At 49.4% G+C, this 19,412-nt stretch carries 19 protein-coding genes; 14 read left to right on the top strand and 5 right to left on the bottom strand.

The window, feature by feature from the left end; genetic code table 11:
- Nucleotides 1–26: 26 nt before the first annotated feature.
- From OLTU_RS27435 to OLTU_RS27410, 6 genes are all read left to right on the top strand, one after another.
- Nucleotides 27–311: a hypothetical protein gene (locus tag OLTU_RS27435; RefSeq protein WP_141735916.1), complete on the top strand. Its 285-nt coding sequence runs from the start codon at nucleotides 27–29 to the stop codon at nucleotides 309–311.
- A gap of 52 nt (nucleotides 312–363) precedes the next feature.
- Complete coding sequence (locus tag OLTU_RS27430; protein ID WP_141735915.1) at nucleotides 364–864, top strand: glycosyl hydrolase 108 family protein; 501 nt, start codon at nucleotides 364–366, stop codon at nucleotides 862–864.
- Between the two features lie 75 nt (nucleotides 865–939).
- Entirely contained in the window at nucleotides 940–1,125 is a 186-nt protein-coding gene (locus OLTU_RS27425) for a hypothetical protein (protein WP_141735914.1), read from the top strand.
- 23 nt (nucleotides 1,126–1,148) lie between these two features.
- Nucleotides 1,149–1,361, top strand: coding sequence for a helix-turn-helix domain-containing protein (locus OLTU_RS27420; protein WP_176737016.1), 213 nt, complete (start codon nucleotides 1,149–1,151; stop codon nucleotides 1,359–1,361).
- A 227-nt stretch (nucleotides 1,362–1,588) separates the two neighbouring features.
- A complete protein-coding gene (locus tag OLTU_RS32135) occupies nucleotides 1,589–1,924 on the top strand; it encodes a hypothetical protein (protein WP_176737015.1) in 336 nt (111 codons plus the stop codon).
- A gap of 182 nt (nucleotides 1,925–2,106) precedes the next feature.
- Nucleotides 2,107–2,415: a hypothetical protein gene (locus OLTU_RS27410; RefSeq protein ID WP_218110310.1), complete on the top strand. Its 309-nt coding sequence runs from the start codon at nucleotides 2,107–2,109 to the stop codon at nucleotides 2,413–2,415.
- A 354-nt stretch (nucleotides 2,416–2,769) separates the two neighbouring features.
- Here OLTU_RS27410 and OLTU_RS27405 read toward each other — a convergent pair whose 3' ends face one another.
- The 3 genes from OLTU_RS27405 to OLTU_RS27395 all read right to left on the bottom strand — a co-directional run bounded on the left by OLTU_RS27405 (nucleotide 2,770) and on the right by OLTU_RS27395 (nucleotide 6,994).
- On the bottom strand, nucleotides 2,770–3,387 hold the full coding sequence (locus OLTU_RS27405) for a hypothetical protein (protein WP_141735910.1): 618 nt from the start codon (nucleotides 3,385–3,387) through the stop codon (nucleotides 2,770–2,772).
- A 99-nt stretch (nucleotides 3,388–3,486) separates the two neighbouring features.
- Complete coding sequence (locus OLTU_RS27400; RefSeq protein WP_176737014.1) at nucleotides 3,487–6,573, bottom strand: right-handed parallel beta-helix repeat-containing protein; 3,087 nt, start codon at nucleotides 6,571–6,573, stop codon at nucleotides 3,487–3,489.
- A gap of 241 nt (nucleotides 6,574–6,814) precedes the next feature.
- Nucleotides 6,815–6,994 (bottom strand): hypothetical protein, encoded by a 180-nt coding sequence (locus OLTU_RS27395; protein WP_141735908.1) that lies wholly within the window; start codon nucleotides 6,992–6,994, stop codon nucleotides 6,815–6,817.
- A gap of 407 nt (nucleotides 6,995–7,401) precedes the next feature.
- Between OLTU_RS27395 and OLTU_RS27390 the strand changes: the two genes are divergently transcribed.
- Together OLTU_RS27390 and OLTU_RS27385 are read left to right on the top strand one after the other, a co-directional pair.
- Nucleotides 7,402–8,151, top strand: a complete 750-nt coding sequence (locus OLTU_RS27390; protein WP_141735907.1) for a C1 family peptidase — start codon at nucleotides 7,402–7,404, stop codon at nucleotides 8,149–8,151.
- A 345-nt stretch (nucleotides 8,152–8,496) separates the two neighbouring features.
- Nucleotides 8,497–9,240, top strand: a complete 744-nt coding sequence (locus OLTU_RS27385; protein ID WP_141735906.1) for a restriction endonuclease — start codon at nucleotides 8,497–8,499, stop codon at nucleotides 9,238–9,240.
- Between the two features lie 372 nt (nucleotides 9,241–9,612).
- Here the strand turns inward: OLTU_RS27385 and OLTU_RS32510 are convergent, their stop codons facing one another.
- Nucleotides 9,613–10,521, bottom strand: a complete 909-nt coding sequence (locus OLTU_RS32510; protein WP_218110309.1) for a hypothetical protein — start codon at nucleotides 10,519–10,521, stop codon at nucleotides 9,613–9,615.
- Between the two features lie 579 nt (nucleotides 10,522–11,100).
- Between OLTU_RS32510 and OLTU_RS27375 the strand changes: the two genes are divergently transcribed.
- The gene (locus OLTU_RS27375) at nucleotides 11,101–12,369 is read left to right on the top strand and encodes a hypothetical protein (protein WP_141735905.1); all 1,269 of its coding nucleotides are present in this window, start codon (nucleotides 11,101–11,103) and stop codon (nucleotides 12,367–12,369) included.
- Between the two features lie 65 nt (nucleotides 12,370–12,434).
- A complete protein-coding gene (locus OLTU_RS27370; RefSeq protein ID WP_218110308.1) occupies nucleotides 12,435–13,127 on the top strand; it encodes a hypothetical protein in 693 nt (230 codons plus the stop codon).
- 16 nt (nucleotides 13,128–13,143) lie between these two features.
- On the opposite strand, the gene OLTU_RS27365 is transcribed toward OLTU_RS27370, so the two are convergent.
- On the bottom strand, nucleotides 13,144–14,307 hold the full coding sequence (locus tag OLTU_RS27365) for an AlbA family DNA-binding domain-containing protein (protein WP_141735903.1): 1,164 nt from the start codon (nucleotides 14,305–14,307) through the stop codon (nucleotides 13,144–13,146).
- 501 nt (nucleotides 14,308–14,808) lie between these two features.
- Here OLTU_RS27365 and OLTU_RS27360 point away from each other — a divergent pair.
- From OLTU_RS27360 to OLTU_RS27345, 4 genes are read left to right on the top strand one after another with little or no spacing between them, the layout of a single operon-like run.
- Nucleotides 14,809–15,462, top strand: a complete 654-nt coding sequence (locus OLTU_RS27360) for a hypothetical protein (RefSeq protein ID WP_141735902.1) — start codon at nucleotides 14,809–14,811, stop codon at nucleotides 15,460–15,462.
- Nucleotides 15,452–17,308 (top strand): terminase gpA endonuclease subunit, encoded by a 1,857-nt coding sequence (locus OLTU_RS27355; RefSeq protein WP_369696395.1) that lies wholly within the window; start codon nucleotides 15,452–15,454, stop codon nucleotides 17,306–17,308. The genes OLTU_RS27360 and OLTU_RS27355 overlap by 11 nt, the downstream gene beginning before the upstream one ends.
- Nucleotides 17,309–17,324: 16 nt before the next feature.
- A complete protein-coding gene (locus OLTU_RS32505) occupies nucleotides 17,325–17,504 on the top strand; it encodes a hypothetical protein (RefSeq protein WP_218110307.1) in 180 nt (59 codons plus the stop codon).
- Entirely contained in the window at nucleotides 17,488–18,990 is a 1,503-nt protein-coding gene (locus OLTU_RS27345; RefSeq protein WP_141735899.1) for a phage portal protein, read from the top strand. Before OLTU_RS32505 ends, OLTU_RS27345 begins: the two co-directional genes overlap by 17 nt.
- Nucleotides 18,991–19,412: the final 422 nt, after the last annotated feature.

The raw sequence follows: 19,412 nt of genomic DNA, 5'->3' as shown, positions 1-19,412 counted from the left end.
GAACATGAACAACTTTCGGAGAATTTGTGACAGAAAAAACAGGCATTAAGGATACGCTGGATTTCGTTAACCTCGGTTTAGCAATTGCAAAAGCCCTGAAGCGTCAGCTTGGGGATGGCTTTCAGCTTTCGGATCTGGCATCGCTTGCACTCACATCGGATTTCCAGAAGACATTTTTGGAAGCTGTGAGCGGAGCCGGCAATGTACCAGCCGAGGTGCAGGATCTCTCAGGTTCAGAGGCCATTGCTCTGATCCGCTTTGTAACCGACAAGGTTGCAGACTACCTCGAGGACCAGCCAGCGGCAGCTTGAAAACACACCAAGGGAGCCCTTCGGGGCTCCTTCTTGACAAGGGGACACACGCATGAAGACATTCGACGAAATAATTGACTTCATCATCGACAACATCGAAGGTGGATATGCCAACATCCCTTGGGATAAGGGCGGCGAGACCAATATGGGGATCAGCGTCAGGGCTCATCCCGAACTTAAGGGACGCATCAAGGATCTGACTCGGGACGAAGCGAAGGAAATCTATTGGGATGAATACTGGCTGCCTGCCGACCTTCCAAGCTATCCGGAGAAAGCGCGTCTGGTCGTCTTTGATGGTGCGATTCATCACCCTCGTGACAACCCGCTCATCGTTCAGGAAGCTCTGAACCTTATTGGATTCAACGTGAAAAAAGATGGCATTGTTGGTCCCATTACCAAATCGGCGTTGCAAAGGCTGCAAAAGAAAGATCAGCTTCGGTTCGTCTCCGCATACTGCCGGATGCGGCACGAATTCCTTCGCACCCGAAGAGATTATCCAAAAGCCAGGAACAGCTGGGACAACCGTGTATATCTGACCTGCGCGGCGTCCTGATAAGATAGGGTGGGGGATCGCTCCCACCCCTGAATGATGGAAGATATGAAAATTCAACAGTAATCGAGGAAGCGAATGCGAACCGATCTTAGAAACCGGCTTTTGGCCAACATCCTCATCAATCCGGAACCCGAGCCCATTTTCACGTCTCGCGGACGCCGACTGACTGTCGGCAGCATGGTTTCACTGGCTATCGCAATGGCGGCAGCTATGGGGCTGGTGATGCTCCTGATCTCAAAAATGCATGTGGTGCTTCGCTGATCGCGGGGCGGGTGGGGGAAAATTTGAAACGTCTGCGAGAGCAAAAAGGGTATTCGATCAGGACCACTGCGCGGCTTGCCGGGTATTCGCCCGGACACCTTTGTCTGATTGAACAAGGCAAGCGGTTGCCAAACCGCTTTTCTCTGACATGCCTACTCCAGGCACTCTCCGCCACCGACCAGGCTGCGCGTCTCGGCGCGCTGCTGATCGAAGAGCAGATCGAGCGCCTATGCTAAGTATCGTCGTCGACATCGATGAGCAATGGGCCGCCGATCGGATCCAGATTGAGAGGGCGCAGGTCGCCAAAGCATTAACCGCGACTGCGCGTCAGGCCGCCGACGATATCCGTCAGGATATGCCCACGCGATTTACGCTCCGAAATTCCTGGGTTCAAAAAGGGATCCGGGCGGATTCCGCCAATCGGTCGACTCTGACCGCGAGGGTGTATGACGTTGACCCATATATGGCGAAGCAGGAGGAGGGCGAGACCTGGGAACCTGACGGTCATGTTGCTATCCCATCCTCCGCTCGCCCGTCGAAATCCTCGCCGATTCCACGCATGATGCTGCCAAGGGCGCTCCGCAGCCGTCCCGATGTTTTCAAGGCAGATTTTTCGACTGATGGAAAATATAAACCGTTCCCGCTGGTCGGACTGTTCCAGCGCGCCGGCAAGGGAAAGCTGCGGGTGTTATACCTGCTGAAGGATGAGAAACACACGAAACCGATCTGGAATTTCTCTGACCAGGTGTCCAGATCTGTGGACCGCAATTTTGAACGGGAATTTGAAAACCAAGGGTGAGCTCAGGGCGGTAATATAAGCCGCTCTGAGTGAGCAGAGGCTCATAAAAAATTGGAAAATGTTCCTCAACAAATCGCAATAATAGATTAGGACTGTCGTCTTTTAATTGCTTGCCTAACACTTCCAAGAGCAGGACCATGATGCACAAATTCAAGACAGAGGTACAAGTCAGGAGCGAGACTTTGGCTACGATCGAGGGAGCGATTACCAGAATGTCACTCGCACTCGAAACAGCTAAAAAAATTGAGCCAAACAATCCGGCGTTGCAACGGCGGCACTGGCTGCTGAAACGAGCGCTTAACCGAATCGAATTTGAAATGCTGATCGCTCTTGGGGGAATTGATGAAGATCTGGAACTTCTGGATGCTGAAATAAGATCTGAATCCGCGCAGCTTGCAAAGGTCATCCAATTCAAGGCAAACGCGGCTTTCCCCCCTGCTGCAAAGAAGCAAATCGGCAACATGAAAAAGGAGAATGTATTAGAACAATAACCTGCTGTGTAATCGGAGCGGGAGCGCTTGCTTAGTGGCCTGGATCTTTTTTCCGGGTATGGAGGCCTCTCACTTGCCCTTGTCCCATGGGTTAGACCGTCGCCTACTGTAAAATCGAGCGATATCCCGCCGACTCAGCGGTCAAGGGCGATGCCGCATGGACCATCATCTCTCAAGCCCGGACCCTACCGCAAAGCATCTGTTCCCACCAGGATGGCCAACATGCTCAACCGCAGGGACTTTGCATCCTGGATGACCCAGCCGTTGGTCTCTTGACCCATTTGCTGGCAAAGGCACGACGGAAAAAGCCGCATGGAAGGGCAATGGCGCTGTGCCGGCGCAAGATGGGCGCTGTTATTTGTCAATCGGATCAAGAACGCTTAAGATGTATGGAGCCAGCTCTGTGCTTCGTGTCTCCTCAGTGGTGCCTGCCGAGTCAATATCTTTGAATGGCTGAAGACCCCCTGCAACAAGGCTTAAAGTGACATATCGACTTACAAAACTGCTAGCGTCAAAGTAGGTCTTGCATTCCTCTTTGCGAATATCGTCTCCCATCTCAACATTGCAGTTGATGTCACTTACGCCAGGCAGTTCTGGAGGAGCATTCTCGTTCGTGTATGAAAGCACTCTTCGGGTCTTGATCTCCAAGTGTATCTCTCCTGTCCCTTCATTTGAAGAGCTCAGAATGCTGTATGTCGCCCAGCGATTTAGAGAAGTGTATGAGGACTTGCACTCCTCGTCCAAGAAAGTTGTTTCTGTTTGGCGAAGGTAGCCTGCAGCATACGTGTGAAATACTGTGGTCCAGGTTTGTTGAGTCAGTGCAGTGCCAATAGTTGCGCCTTGGCAATCAGTGTAGCCATAAACCGCTTCGAATCGCTCTTGAAGGGACTGCTTGGTCTCATCTTCTCCGCATGCGCACAGCATTAGGCATATGAGGGAGGGGCCTGCTATATCGTAATTAAATAATGCCATTGCAACTCCTCTTCAAATCCAAGACTAATGATCGGCCTTTTTGACAAAAATCTTAACTCCGATACGCCGATTGTGCTAGTCAATGAATTTCATTCCTTTCTACTTTTTGCACAAGTAGATATACCTGCCTCCCGCACCAACATTGAGATCAAAATCGATCCACTGATGGTCATCTGCGCACTGGTTACCAAAATCGCGGCTTGCATAAGTGTATAGGCTTGTTAAGGGTTTTATCGTTCCGTCCAGAACTGAATCTATATTCTTGCAAAGAAAGATATACCAGCCTCCGGCACCGTTATTCAGGTCGAGGTGGTCCTTTGTGTATCCGTTAGGACAATCAGCGCCGGCTGGACCACCAACTATTTGAACATCAGTAACCATTTTAACGCTCTTGTCAGACTTGCCACAGAAATAAATGTAGTCGCCTCCGGCCCCTTCGTTTAGATCGCCTGATAATTGTTCATATTCAGGAGGACAACCGCCTATTGCGGAGATAACATCGATATATCCGAACGGCAGGAGTTCTGGGGGCAATTCGGAGATGACTACACCACATACCGAAGTTTCGTCCGTAAACAAGTTTCTGACTTTAAAATTGAATTCCCCCAATCTATCTATTGTTCCTTGCCATTGATTATAAGACACTTGAGCAAATGCGACTCCCGGGGAGTTTAAGCCGTCTTCGAGTTTGAAATATGGATCTACGTCGTGAAACTCCGGCTGGTCCCACGAGTCAATTGTCAATGTCAGTTGATCGGGTTTGCCAGTAACCATACAATGGGGCTGGCGGACAACCTTCTCGAGCCATTGCTGATAGAAGAGTTGCTTCTTTTGTGCCGCTACATAACAGCCCCCGTCTGGGCAGAGGGGACCAACTGCTCCTGAATTTACCGCTGTGGCTAATGTTCTCGCTGAGTAAACGCAAGCTATTGACGTGGCATTTTTTACAAGCACGGTCTTGAAGACTTCGACGATCGTCCCAAGGACGTCTCTTACCGTTTTGACCTTAATTTTCTTTCTAGTATAGAATGGGTTACAAGTTTTCAACAAATCTGCTGTATAGTTTTGGTTGCAGCTGTTCCAAGCATCGCGGGATAACGCTTCAACGCTCCATGATTGAGTTCTGAATGTGTAATAGCATCGATCATGTCGATTGCAGACTTCCGCAAAATCCGGAAACATCTGAGGAACTGCCGATCCCACCACGCTGCATCCATTTGGGGCCTGTGCCCAGGGATAGTCCATGGCTATACGATCGGCAGCGCTCCCTTCATAGCGATCTTCCAGTATTTTTGGACGTGCATCATTTACGGGAAATCTCAGGGGTTGTCGTGGTACTGTGCTCGGGTCATGTGCAGGCCACCTTGGGTCGCTGAACCCATACGCATATGTGGAGAAATGGAAGATATAGCCAATAATAACCTTTGCCTCTTCATCGTGGATGGTGCTCGTCAACTTCCAGGTATTGGAGTTCGGGTCAAATTCTTTCAAATAAACCTTTGACGGGTCAGAGATCCCAAGTGATGCCAAAATCTCATCGTCATATTCAAACATGACTTCCACGGGGGTTTCAAAAGTCTTTCCACTGGGACCAAATTCGTATGCCATGCCAGGAATAAGCGTGTCAGCATCAACTCCGGATATTTCCTGAGTTGCCAAAGACCTTACGGAGATGTCTGCAGCGTTGCTCGATGCGGACAAGGGCAGAGTGATCCTCACGTTGTCATCAGAGAACAAGAATTTCTCTTGCTGCCCAAGCATATCGGAATCAATCGTTTGGGGTATCGCTTCTGATTCGACAATATTATTTTTGTCGTTTATTGTCATGAAGAGATCATAGTTTCCAAGGTTAGCTGTGCTTTTTCCTGAAACGGCAGTTCCTCTGTTTCCGATGATCGTATTACTGGATAAAAAATATTCATCGGCAATTACTTCTTCAGGTTTGTGCCCAACCACATAAACTCCGTATCCGCTTCCAGACTGCCCGTTGTCAACGATCGTGTTGAATTCTACTACAACTCTTAGATCTTCACTTAGAGAGACCCCGGTGATTCCGTTTCTCTCGATGCGATTGTTTGAGATCAGAACGTTCGATCCTACACCCTTGTCAACAGCAAGGCCGTATGCACTATTTTCCCAAATCTTATTGCCAATAATCTCGATATTTTCATTCAGTTTATGGATATCTATCCCACTCCCGGAGAATCCTGTGATAGTGGACGAAATAATTTTCACATTCTTATTGTGTGGGCCAACGTGGATTCCGTCCACTCCTCCTTTTTCTCCGTATACCTTGAGGTCGCTAATGATGATGTTGTCATTTAGAGACTGAGAGCCTTGCAGCATAACCGCATGATAATCTGGCAAAGATGGCATGACCGCGAGTTTCGAGAAAACTAAGTTTTTGCTCTTCTGTAAGTGGATGGAATCCACTGTCACGTCACAATCAGTGGTGATTGCAACATCATTAGCTTGAGAAATATGTAAGCGCGCCCCATGAGCTTGGTGCCCTAGAAGAATGATATCGCGAGGACTGGCATTAGAGAGTGCCTCATCAAAGCTGGAAAATGTCCCTTTACTCGGGATAGCTGCAAAATAGTTACATTGCGAAAGCTGTGACGATGCAAGAGTGATTCCGCTGGAATCGTTTTTCTTTGTGCGAGCAAAAATGTTCTTCCCGTTCTCAGTGGTCAAGGGAAATGGCTGGTCCGTGTAAAGCTGAATGCTAAAGAATTCCCCTCTGGAAGTAAAGCTGCTTCGATCAAGTACGCGCCTTATGCTTTTGCTGATTACTCGAATTTGTTCGCCGCCGTCCATTTCCAGTATCGCTACCGGCCATTTTTTGAGCCTAATTTCCAGGTATTCGTAGCTTCCGCTGGGAATCCAGACTTTTTCTATGGCATCCTGGTCGCTAAGATGATCATGAAGATTATGTCTTCTCTTCAAATTTGGAGTAAGAATTGCCTTCACTTCTTCTTTATTGTTAACGGCTACAATGTCTTCTATTTCGAATTCAAAATCGATTATGTTTCGCTTTATTGGAGTTCCGAAATCAACGAGACCGGAGAAGGGGAAGGCATATATGCCACTTGCCCCTTGCACTGCGCCAGAATTAGAACTGCCATTGTTAGAACCGCAGCTGGAAATTGAGAGGGCTAGAAAAGAAAGGAAGCAGAAGGTTCTCATGTTATCCCCTGTGAGCATGGTCCAACTCTAGATCATGGTCAGCAGGGTCCAGACGGCGAGATATAAATGATCTCTGGCCGATAATGTAATAAATTCGGGTCGAACTTTGCCTAGTTTCAGTTAATTTTTCTTGTCAGTAATTTCATCACAATTACAGATACATAAAAGCAGAAAGCTCCGTGCGAGTCGTGCGTTTCGCTTTCTGAAAAATTTAGGACTATTACTTGGCATTAACCTCAGTTTAAATACCAACTTCTTGCAATGCTTCACTAATTTCTAGAAATGCGCCCTTCAAACATGTGTGTTCATCAGGATCCTGGGCAAGTGATTCTGCATGTGTTGGGCTTACTCTTCGAACAATTCTGGCAAGTGCTTCTGCCCAGCTTCGATAAAGATATAGGTTTACTTCTACGTGATCCATGGATACCTCCGAATTTTTTCTCACACCCCTGATTATCAACCCCTGGATAAGTATTCTAGGCATTCTCGTGCCACCAACCCTTATGCTTGGCGAAGACCTCGATTTTGTGTTCGGAGTCTCGAGCGCAAAGACGAACAGTCTTTCTTTCGAGCCTATTTGGTGAACCGCTGAACCCAGAATTTGTCGAGTAGCTCATGGGTGTGCCCACAAGGCGGATCGCATCAAAGCTCTGGGCCATGCCGTTGTGCCGTCGCAGGCGTGCGAGGCATTCCAAAGCTTGATGTTCACGTCAACTCAAAAACACAAAGGATATTGTTCACTGCTTTGTAAACATCATGGTTCTTCGCTTTTACGGTCAGCGCGGGTTATCCTCCAAAAGCCCGATAATGGGCTTTTAAAGGAATTTGATGACCGAAAAAAGAAAGCTCGGCTGGTTACCTGACACTCCTGATGAACGCGATCACCGCTTTACCTCCAAAAAAACTGCAGAGAGTTTCCCTGAAATAGTTGACCACAGAAATCGCTTTTTCCGCGCCTGGGAACAGGGCGATCTCGGCTCCTGCACGGCGCAAGCTGCTGGCGCGGCAGCGATGTTCCTCGATGTGTACGACCGTGATATGCCTGTGGTCGTGCCCGCAAGGCTTTTCATCTACTATGCGACCAGATCGCTTGAGGGGACTCAAAAGACCGATGTTGGCGCGACCATCCGCAACACCGTCAAGGCCATCGTCACCTGGGGGTATCCACCTGAAGACAAGTGGCCCTATGACATCGATAAATTCGCAGTCAGGCCTTCAGATGACGTTATCGCGATAGCTGCGAAAGAGCGGATCAAATCGTATCAGCGGCTTGGTCGCGACCTCAATCAGTTCCGGGAAGTAATCAATGAAGGCTATCCGATTGTCCTTGGATTTTCTGTCTATTCGTCGATGTATGGACGGAGCGTGAAGAAGACTGGCCATATTCCAGTGCCCAAAGCTGGCGAAAAGCGCGAAGGTGGTCATGCGGTGCTCGTCGTTGGATATGACGATGCGAAGCAGGCTCTGATCATCCGCAACAGTTGGGGCGAGGACTGGGGCGAGGAAGGGTACGGCTATCTTCCATACCGGTTTATCGAGGATCCGAAGCTATCCGGCGATTTCTGGACAATTCGCTGAGGCTTCATGCTCCCTGGCTGGCGACTGCCGGGAAGTAACCCGTAACGCTCCCTTAATTTTCAAATGGCTGCTCATTTTGAGAGGTCAGTCCTCACCGCTTCCGTGAAGCGCACGGTGCTAGTAACGGATTTGCCGGGGCTTGAAACCCGCCACGCTAGGGCTCGTATTCAAGCCTGCACCTATATTAGGAAGTTAGCTGGTGGAATCGAGCCTATACAGTTAACAAAAGATCAGAAAAAATCTATGATGTCAGCTACCTATGCTGTATAATAGCCCGTGACAGTGCTTGAACTAGGCTCGGATCCTTTTGAATTTTAAGATCAAATTTCGGGAGGAGAGGGGGGTATGGATTTCGCTTTTTCGTCTGACAAAAATATACGTTTGACGGCATCTGACGCAAATATACATTTGAAGGCATCTGACGCAAATATCTCAGGTTCGTACGAGTGTATAATATGTAGGGCGAATCTGATACTTGTAGGGTCATCATCTAGGATGGTCAGACCACACTTCAGAACTCCGCCGGGTGAGTTCCATAGCGAACAATGCCCTTATGGATCAAAATTTAGTTTAAACCTTGATACACCTGAACCTCCAAGCTCACTTTTGGATAAGCAGGCTGATAATATTTACGTTGTTAGCCACCGTGTGACTTTGAAAATCATTGAAATGTTTGCTCACAATCCTGACAAGCTTAAAACTATGGACAGGCGCCATTTTGAGGAACTAGTGGCCGAGCTATTTTATGGATTTGGGTACAAGGTCGAGCTAACAAAACAGTCTCGTGATGGCGGCAAAGACATTATTGCAGTATCTCATGGTGAGATTATCAAGCAGAAGTACCTTATACAATGCAAGCGCCCTAATCCAGGTAATCCGATTAGAATTGGGGTCGTAAGGGAACTTCTTGGTACCAAGGCTGATGAGCAGGCAAACAAGGTGCTGATGGTCACCACCACTTACTATACTAAAGACGCATGGTCGTTAGCAAGACGACAACCTATTGACCTTCAACTTCATGATTTCGATGATTTGGTATCATGGCTTTGGCAATATCTGAGGATTAAGCGGGGAGGCCGACTACTATAAGGCAATCCCGAAGTATAAATATTGCCCTGTGTTTGGGTACTTTGGCGGGATGAAACGGCTGCTTATGTTAATTCCCAGGGCAGTATGATCTCGTAAGCCGATGTACGTTGAGCAGCAGCCGACGGAAAGACCAATCAGAACTGGCAAGGCGTGTAACCAGCTTACCGCTACCAGCCTCTGCCGAGTCATTAGGTAAAAGGATGCCGTGTCATCGGTACGCTTTTGGTATCAGCGCACCGAAAGCATACTTCGATGGCCAACTCATGTAGACCCGAAAAATTGTCCGGGGCAGGTCTTAACCTGCTTTCAAGCTTGTATGTCATCGGCGCGCAACCAAAGGGTACCGCCGAAGGCCAGCTTATCTACAGTGCTTCAGTAGGAGACCCAGATCAATTCGTCCACAAAGCAACAAATTAACCGGGAATCATCTACCCGAAAGTACCGTCTGTCTGCTGAGTCCTGCTCACCGATAAAGAAGAGCCACGCTTTTTTCTTGGTACCCGCTGCTTCCTTTGCCTCCTCCAGTCGGCCTTCGAGTTCCTTTTGCAGGACCGTCCTTTTCGCTTTGCTCCAATCGCTCCAATCTACAATCACCTTATGACCATCGATCAGCTTTTTGTTTTCCCGTAATCCGGCGTCGAGTGAAATCTCAATCGAGTTTTCATCTACCTTGAATTTGCTCCAATGCAAGGGAGCATAGAAGATTTTCCTGGAAGGATATTGTCCCAGACCTTCCCATGGAATTTTTTTGAAGGCCGAAAGGTAGCTATGGCCATCAATGCCTGGAATAGATAGGCTCTGATCACGGTTATGTGGGTAATTCAGAAACGCACGGCAAATGTGTCGAATTGTCCCTACTGTGCGCCGGGAATTTCCAGACGATTGGCTTTCACCGTCGCCTTGGTGATCCCTTGCCGCTTTCGTCCTGCCTGCACTCCCTGATACGGCGGCCTCGCTGTCGACTACTTCCCGGTGAACTTTCAAGACAAGCCTTGCTGGACAGGCAGCGAAGTTTTTCTCATCGCGAGTATCAAGCCGCTCTCGCCGTGCCTTGGAAACGAGCTTTTGCGCACCATCAATGTCACAGTCTGGGTGATGGTTATGCCCCGGCCATGTCCTGAAATAAGGTACCCGTTTCTCCGGAATCGCGTGATTCAAGAGGCATCTGCAAATCTCAGCCGGGCAAACAAACTTAAACGCAGTGCGCAGCCCTACATACTCGGGCAGGTCAACCGCTTCAACTTCGGCATCTCTGTTTGCTTCATCAAATGCCCAGTCCATTGGACGCTCCCTCTACAGGGTTCCTTTTCCGCACATTCTTGCGACGAACGGTTTGAAAAGCAAGCTTCTGAAAACTTGCATTTTTTAGGTAGCTTTTGGAGCCATTGGTTCCATGTCCGGCCACCTCATAAGATGTCCCTGGCCCAAGGGTAGCTCCAATCCTAAGCTGCAAGCAAAGGAGAACTATCAATGCTGAACCCTAATATCCAGAATCCAGAAACCCAGGTACGAATGCTGCTCAAATCGATCGAGCTGCGGACAGAATGTGAAGACTGTGGCAAGTTGTCGTTCGAGGTAATGCTGATTCAAGGCTGTCCGTACTGTGCTAGAAACAGAAAAATTCCCGCTGACTATCCTTGATGACGAACTGAGGTATCCGATTGCTTCTGCGCTGCCGACAGACGATCGGCATGCTGCAATGTTGCCGGTTCCGCCTATGGTACATCTATAACTGAAAGTTGGTCGGGCTGGCTCTGGCACGCCAAAGATTGTAAGATGCTGCTGGAATGGCTGACGTGAGGCTCCTACGCTTTTCTTTCAAAGCAAATCAGCCAGATCCGAACTGTTATAGGGCATAATATGCAGAATCGAAAGTTTTCCGCTTGGTCCGGCCCACCAAAGGCACCCATCGAACTGGTGCAATGGTGGACAAATGAAGCATTGAAGGTAAATCGCGAACTCGAACTATCTCCAAATATTGTCGAGGAATCCGCATCAATTGTTTATGGCGCGATGTCTTTCGAATGGTTCGAAAAAGAAATACGGAGACCCAGGCAGGCTCCCGTGCCACACTCGAATGTGCACCCTTTGATTCATTGGTTTGAGGTTCCCAACAATTTCAACGTCTGCTCAATCGTGGAGTTGGCTCGATGCTTGAAGAAACTTCACACAATATCAGGATTCTCCACCATCATTCCAAATTTAAGAGACCCCGAAGGCTTTGCTAGTGCCTTTCTTCAGTTGGCCAAAGCATTGCGATTTCAAAGTATGGGAGTCGAAAATCTACTTTTCGAACCGGATACTGACAACGGGCGCAAAGGCGATATCCTATTCACCGATCAAGGTCAAACAATAGTTTGTGAATGCTTTGTACCAAGATTCCGCAGAGAAAAAGCCCGCGAGGAGTTCGTCCGCAATGCGTCTAAGGTTGCATTTGAAGCAGCTAAAAGACGCGAAAAGCGCGTAATGTTATTGGTGAATTTAGAAAGACAGGTTGAAGTCAATAACCAGTTTATCGCGGAAGCCAGAAAGAAAATCATAAGCGGAATCGAAAGAGTAACAAAGGACGAAAGTGTAGATTTGGCAGTAGATGGCTGCGAAATTAAAATCATCGAATTATCCGACATGGAAGAGGAAAGAAAGCTCTGCAGTGTTTATCAAGAATGGTCAACAGCTGGAATAACTGTCGGCATGGTAAAAAAGCAGGATATCGAGTCTATACGTCGCGGACATCGAGTGCCGTCCGCAGACAAAAGCTACTTCCTTATAAGAGATCCTGACAATACCACTATCGAAGAAGTCTTCATAGACCTTGCGGAAAAAGTTAGAAGGAAAGTTGATCAGGTAAGGCTGCAGTCCGACAACGCTCGGGGACTTATGATCGTCGAATCTCCTCTTGCTAGGCCGGATAACCAATTCGTATCTCGTGAGAACAGAGACATTCTTAGAAAGAAAATCCTGGATAAGTATGAACATGTGGCCGGAATTCTTTTTTCAGATCGCATCACGACTGAAAAAAAGAGAGCAATATACTCAGGTTTTCTTATGTTTCGATCGACTGACGATGCGATGATGAACTTTTCGGACCGTTTGAATTCTGTCGAACAATCGCATGTCCATTTGGAATAACTGTGAGGTTCCCATTGAACTCTAAAAAAGACCTACTTGGATCGATAGAGAATGAGCCACGTATCATGTGTCTGCTAAAAGCAGGCAAAAAAGAGCATATGGATATGCTGGCTGATGGAAAAATTCGCTGTAACAGTCTAAATTATTTCCGCTCCATAGAGAACAAAGGGCGAGCCTTTCATGACGGAGATGAAGGACTGAAGGGTGTTTATCAATCTGACAAAATTACCTTGAAGATCACCACGAAAGATAAAGTACATGTCATAGATTCCAGCAATGGGCTCACAGGAGTGGTTAAATTTTCAGTGGGATTGGACTGCACCTGCTTTTGCATGCACACGATACATGCAGGAGAGTGGAGCCACAAGCAAATACCTGAAACTGATTTGGAAGCTTTCAAGAATTCTGTTGCAGTTCCAGATTCCTTAGCAAAATTCGGTGACCACGTTTGGGTAATTTTCGACCACGAAAAATTCAAAGAAAGACTTCTGATCGCTGTGGATCGTGAGAAGTTAAATATAGAAGCGGGTCTCGTATCCTACGTAGATTTTTCCTCGGCACATGGAATGGTGCAAAGCGACAGAATTGGATTCGTCAAATCTAGCGAATATGCCGATGAACGAGAGTTTCGATTTATCTTTTCTGGTCGTAAAATGGGGAGTCCATTCGTCTTGGACTTGGGATCACTGCAGGATATATCCAAAGTCATGCCTCTCGATGATTTCAAAAGGAATATGAAAATCGAATTCCGTGACTGATTTGTAGGCGAGTGGGCTAGCGGGTATCAAGCCGCCCTTCAAATCCGCAGGCGTGCCAGAGAGAATCGATCATTGGTTTGATGCAAGTTGGTGCTTGTCCGTTCGCACTTGTAAGAAGATCCAAGTCAAATTTTTCAAAAATCAATTCCGGCAGAATTAATACTTCGCGGTCGATTGGGTCAACGGGATCATGTTTCCAGTAACCAGTAGGAACCGAGATTGATAAGCCTTTTACGTGCAATAGAGAAGCAATACAAACCATTGGAGGTTCCACCTGCTTCGATGACAGAAATTTAAAAGCAGTGGAAAACATCCGCACCAGTGTTCTTTCAACAATATACGCGCCCAATTCCCCACCTCGCATCCCATAAAACAGCTGAGACATTCCCTCCAAAACTCCATTTGAGAATGCCTGCAAATATGTGCTTGTAGGAGCATGGCCGGGAAATGTCAGTAAGCCATCAAAATTCCGACGAGTGTTCCATCCGCTATCCAATCCTGGAGGCTGAAGAATGGAACTGTCCGAATTTTGCTGAAACTCAATTCGTCTGGGTAGGCGCGAAAATGCTTCGTATGGGATGCAATGAACAACAAGCGTTGGACCTGCTTTTGCAGAAACCGGCATGTCTCCCGCATATGCTTTGCCAAGTCGGTCGGTATGGAACTGTTTGACTTTTGTTGTAATTCCTTCGGACGTTAGGATTGAATCTCGAAGTTGGGCAGTGTCCATCCTTTCACAACCGCCACTTGTCCTAAAATAAAACAAGCCAGACTCGCGTATCATGTGAGGTTGAATCCAACTTTGTGGAATTGAAATAACCAGCAATCCGGAGTTCGGATCAGCCGGGTTCATAACTTCATAAATGGTGATTCCAGGTATCTTTGGGTCGCATCCAGATGAAAGCCAGTTTAGGAAAAGTTCCTTTGTCTTCGACAAATCGCCCAGAGAAAACTGAGCCATCCGGTCGGCGCAGCCAAGCTTCTGGCCTGCAACGCGGGCCTCTTCAATGCCGAAAACGATCCTTCCACCGATGGAATTTGCCATCGCTGACACGTCCTTAAGAAATTCCTTTCGCTCCCTATCATTGGAAGGGGGCAGAGCGCCTTTGAATTCCAACGTTCGTCCTTCCATTTCGCGACTCGTTACCATTCTGCTGAGCTCATCAAAGGTAGTTGCCATGCAGCGCCATCCACCAGAATATATTTGGGTATTCTGCAAAGAATCGCACAAACGTCTTGCGTCTGCATCAGTTATCTGATCCAATATGCGCTGGAACGATTCTAAGCAATTGAATGTTCAATGACGCTGGGATCAAAGAACAGAGGAAGATTTTTCCAACGAAGTCAATCACGATAGTAGTCATAGAATCATATTCCTTCCCTATGCAGAGTGCACGCTTTGTTCAGAAGAGATCACTCTCAAAAGCAGCACTGCTATTAACAAACTGGCTGCGCAATCAATTAAAATGTTGCATTGCAAGAAATACAAGCGATTCATATGATGAATCTATTGTCACACAGGGATTTGGGGCGGTAGCAGCTTCAAACCTTTGTCTACTATGGGTTGTGGTGTTTTGGGTCCTTCCGGCACCACAAGGCTTCTGCGGTTGACGATCAACCGCCCTCTTTTTTTAGATCAAAATTGCATGGCCTAAAGTAAAATAAAAATTCCTCCTGGGCCTTGACTGACAATGCTTCCGAGCGAAGCAATTTTAGGAATATTTCAAGAAAGGATCATCTGAAGAAGACCGCAAGTGCCTCTGAATTGGCCGAAATCTTCGGCGTAACACCCTCCGCAATCAGCCAAGGCGTAACGTCCGGACGCCTTTCGAAATCCGTCCTCAACGCGATGAAAAACCATCGGCGCTTTGAAATCTACCGCGCTGTCCTCGAATGGGAGAATGGGCGGGACGCAAGCCAAGTCCGTGATCCGGCGCTTCAAAAGCCGACAGAGCCAGCCAGCACCAACTTTCCCGCAATCGCAGAAAGCCGCCAGGCATACGAATACTACCAAGCCATGAACGAGCAGATCGCCGCGCTCAAAGATGCTGGCAGACTCGTTGATCTGGATCTTGCCCAGCGCGAGGTGTTCCAAGCCGCCCGCCACATGCGCGACCGTCTGCAGGAAATCCCGGAAAAGATGCGGTTCAGCTTCCTGTCGAGGGGCCTCAGCGACGACGACACCGATGCGCTTGTCAAGGAGCTCTCGGAAGACATCTACCAAGCCCTCCTGCATCTCGCGGCCATGGACATAGGCCAACTGCGCGAGGCAGCTCTTTCTGAGCCCCTCCGGCGCGTTTCAGATAGCGTGATCGGCGTCCTCGCTGCGGATTGAAAAATTCGGTCTTCGTGAGACAATCGGCGGCGTCCTCTCTTATCTAGCTGCTGGCATCCGCCCGATCCTGCGCGTCGGGATCAAGGAATATTGTGAAAAGAATCTGATCCTGCCAGAGGATACGCCGCGCCCGGGCCCCATCAGATTTGACGACACATGGTACATGGTCGACATCCTGCGCGATCTCGAGGACGACAGCGGGGTGGAAGAGGTGCGCGTTCGCAAGGGCCGGCAGCTTGGTCTGACGATCCTGTCCACCGCATGGCTGCTGTGGGGGGCGACAGTATCACCTGCGGCCGCGATGGTCGTATTCCCAACCCGCGACTCGAAGCAAAAATTCAGCAAGCAGAAGCTCTCCCCAATCCTGCGCCGCTGCAAGGACCTGCAAGGCAAAATTGGGGAGGTTAAGCAAAAAGAGCGCGACACCCTGGATATCAAGACTTTCCCGGGGGGCTTCATCAATATTGCCTCGGCGAAGTCCAGCAGCGAGCTGCGCAGTCAATCCGTACGCCGGTTGATCCTGGACGAGCAGAGTGCATACGACCCCGATTGTCAGGGGGAAGGCGACCCCTCAACGATCGCTCTCGGTTGCACGAGTACCTACCAGAAAACCCGCAAAATCCTGCGAATGAGCACGCCGACCATCAAAGGCGTGTGCCCCATAACGCGGGATGTCGAGGACACCCAACAGCTCAAGTACCATGTCCCTTGCAGGGGCTGCGGTACGCTCGGCGTCATCGAGTGGGACCACATGAAAGGCCCGCCAGAGACCGCCAGCGGCGAAACCGAGTGGCATGCGCAGTGCTGCGGACATCCCCATCGGAACATTGACAAAGTTTTCCTGATCCGCAACGGCCGATGGATCGCAACTGCCGAGGATAGATCGGGCGGCCGTGTGAAGGGCTACATTCTCAGCGCGCTCTATGCGGCGCCGCAATTTTTCAGTTGGGACGATGCCTGGAATCTTTGGGTAGAGGCCCTGAAGGATATTCAGAAGCTCAAAGCCTTTCACAATAATGTGTTGGGTGAAGCCTGGGAAGATCCGGCAGATTCCATCGACATCAAAGGAGTGGAAAAGCTCCTTGAAGACTCTGACGGCACAATGCTGGATCCAGGCATATTTTTGCTGACATCTGGTATTGATGTGCATCCCCAGCATTTGGATTATGTGATCAGAGGCTTTGGCGCCGAACAGGAAAGCTGGCTGGTGGACTACGGTGTAATCCATGGAGACGCCAACCAGAAGGACACCTGGGACAGGCTCATGATGAAGCTTGATCGCCGCTGGCCGCATCCACTTGGCTTTGATTTGGACGTAACCGCTGCCGCATTCGATACGGGTGGTGCGAACACGCAAGCTGTTCACGATTATGTTGGCCCGCTGTTCCATAGGAATTTTATCTGCATTAAGGGGATGCCGGGAGACGCGACTCCAGTTATCGGCCGACAGACACTGAACAACGAGTTCGGGGTGCGGGTGTATCCGGTAGGCGCCAACACCACCAAGGCTCGGGTTTTTGCCCAGATCGCACACTCAATCAACCAGGTCAGGCTCTTCGAGGAGAACAAAATCTCGACCCCATACGGACCTGGGTTCTGCCACTTTCCCCGCTGCTTCTGGGATGACCCCGAAAAACGTCACTTCTTCACCCAGCTCATTGCTCCAAAGACTCGTCACAAGGCCGTGAACGGTGAATGGCGAACTGTTTACCAGACAACACAGGGCGTGGCTGACCACGCATTTGATTGCTTCCGATATGCGCTCGCAGCCTTCTACTGGCTCGGGACCGACATCGACCAACTAGCAACATATCTCACACAGGAGGCGAGCCGCGATCACGCTTGAAGATCGTCTTGAATCGGTGGAAAAGGCCATCGAAGCCATCGAAGCTGGTGGCCAGCAGGTTGAAATCGAAGTGAGCGGTGATCGGCGCCGCGTTCACCGCGCTAATCTCAAGGATCTCTATCTTGAACGGCGACGGCTCCTCATGGCCATTCGGCGACAAGGCGGGGAAGGGGTGAGTCATGCCGTTCGCGGTTGAAAAGCTCACGAAGCCATCCCTTTTCCAGCGCGTTATTGGCCGGTTCATGGCCTCTTCGAGCCATGGATATCCCAGGGTCGAGGCCCCATACCGCTCAACCTCACGGGCGAACCCAGCCACCCAGGAGTGGAATCCTCCATCATCCAGCGCTGATGAGGCGCTGCTTCCGTCGCTCAGCGCGCTTCGGGACCAGTGCCGGCAGCTCGATCGGAACGAGTCTCTGGCGCGCGGTGCTATTGAAAATTACACGACCAATGTCATTGGCGATGGACTCCGTCCACAGGCACGCATCGACCACGAGCTTGCTGGCATCTCTGAGGTGACCGCCCGGGCTTTCGAGCGGAAGGCTGAAAAGCTGTTTGAGATGCACATGGGAAAAGTCACTGCGGATTTCCATGGTCAGTCGACGCTGCAGGAGATAGAGCAGCAGGCATTCCGCAGCACGATGCTGGATGGCGACTGCCTCGTGATTCGCAGATACAGAGAGCGGCCGGGCGCGATCCTGCCGATCTGCCTCCAGCTCATCGATGGCGCCAGGATTCAAAATCCCTCGTTCGCCAGTGCCAGGGATGTCGAGATTCGGGAAGGGGTAGAATTCGACAAGTCTGGTGTACCGGTCGCTTATCACGTTGAAACAACGCCGCGAGGCATTCGTGTAGGACCTGGGGCCGTCCGGGTGCCGAGATTCGACGATGAAGGGATCCAGGTCGCGCTCCATGTCTTTCGCAAGCGATTGCCGGGTCAGAGCAGGGGGGAGCCATTCCTAGCACCGGTTGTTCAAAAATTCAAGCAGCTCACTGATTACAGTGAAGCCGAGATCCTGGCTGCTGCAATCAACGCGTGCTATACGGTCTTTGTAACCACCGAGACCCCGGATGTTTCCGCTCGCCAGAAATCGGCCATTCCCGAAGCCTTGCGACCCCATCAGAAGCGTCACACTGAGAAATTCGGTCCAGGGATGATGGTGGAGCTGTTGCCAAATGAAAAGGTGGACAGGTCCGCACCAGGCCGACCCAACCCCAATTTTGACCCGTTTGTCCAGGCAGTGATTAAACAAATCGGCATCGGCCTGGGGCTGCCGTATGAGGTCTATACCCAGCACTTCCAATCGAGCTACTCTGCGGCGCGTGGGGCGATTCTCGAAGCTTGGAAATCATTCAAGGTCTGGCGATCCTGGTTTATCGAAGCCTTCTGCAAGCCAGTCTGGGAATGGTTCATTGATGATGCTGTCCGCGCAGGTTTACTCGAAGCACCAGGGTTCGATAATCCGTTTACCCGGCAGGCATACCTCGCAACCCAATGGACTGGAGCTGAGATGGAGTCGATCGACCAGTTGAAAGAATCGAAGGCAAACGAGGTTGATATAAAGAATGGCACCCGATCTCGAAGGTCAATTGTCGAGAGCCAGGGACGTGATTTTGATAAGCATTTAAGAGATTATCGAAACGAGGAAATCTTACTTGGCCAGAATACCGGAAAAGGCTAAAACGAATTCTAGGTATTAAAACACTGATTCTGAAATCATACGAAATAGCAAGAAATATCGCCGAATTCTCCATTTTCCGGTTCGGCAGTCGCTTGCGCGACATTAAATGTGACATCCAATCCTGCCAAGCGACAGAATGTTAGCGACAATGTTGACTAAGCCGATACACTTCTACGCAGCCGGTGATAAATTGAAGTTTGTCCAGCAAAATACCGAAACTGCATCCATGATTGGGCATATCCCATTATCTTTCGAGAGGGAATTATGGGGTCGATGGAAATTGGTGTGATAATTATGATTTTCGGTATGCCGGCCCTAGGGGTTGTGCTTCTACTAAAATTCATTAAAGCAGGATCGAAAGCGTATAACAAGGGCAAACTTGAAGCCGAGGCGGAACACAGAAGAGAAAAGGACAAACAGGT

This window comes from Oligoflexus tunisiensis (assembly GCF_001748245.1).
GTDB classification, from domain to species: Bacteria; Bdellovibrionota_B; Oligoflexia; order Oligoflexales; family Oligoflexaceae; genus Oligoflexus; species Oligoflexus tunisiensis.
The sequence above is the reverse complement of the archived record's forward strand: the minus strand, read 5'-3'. Positions and strand labels throughout refer to the sequence as shown.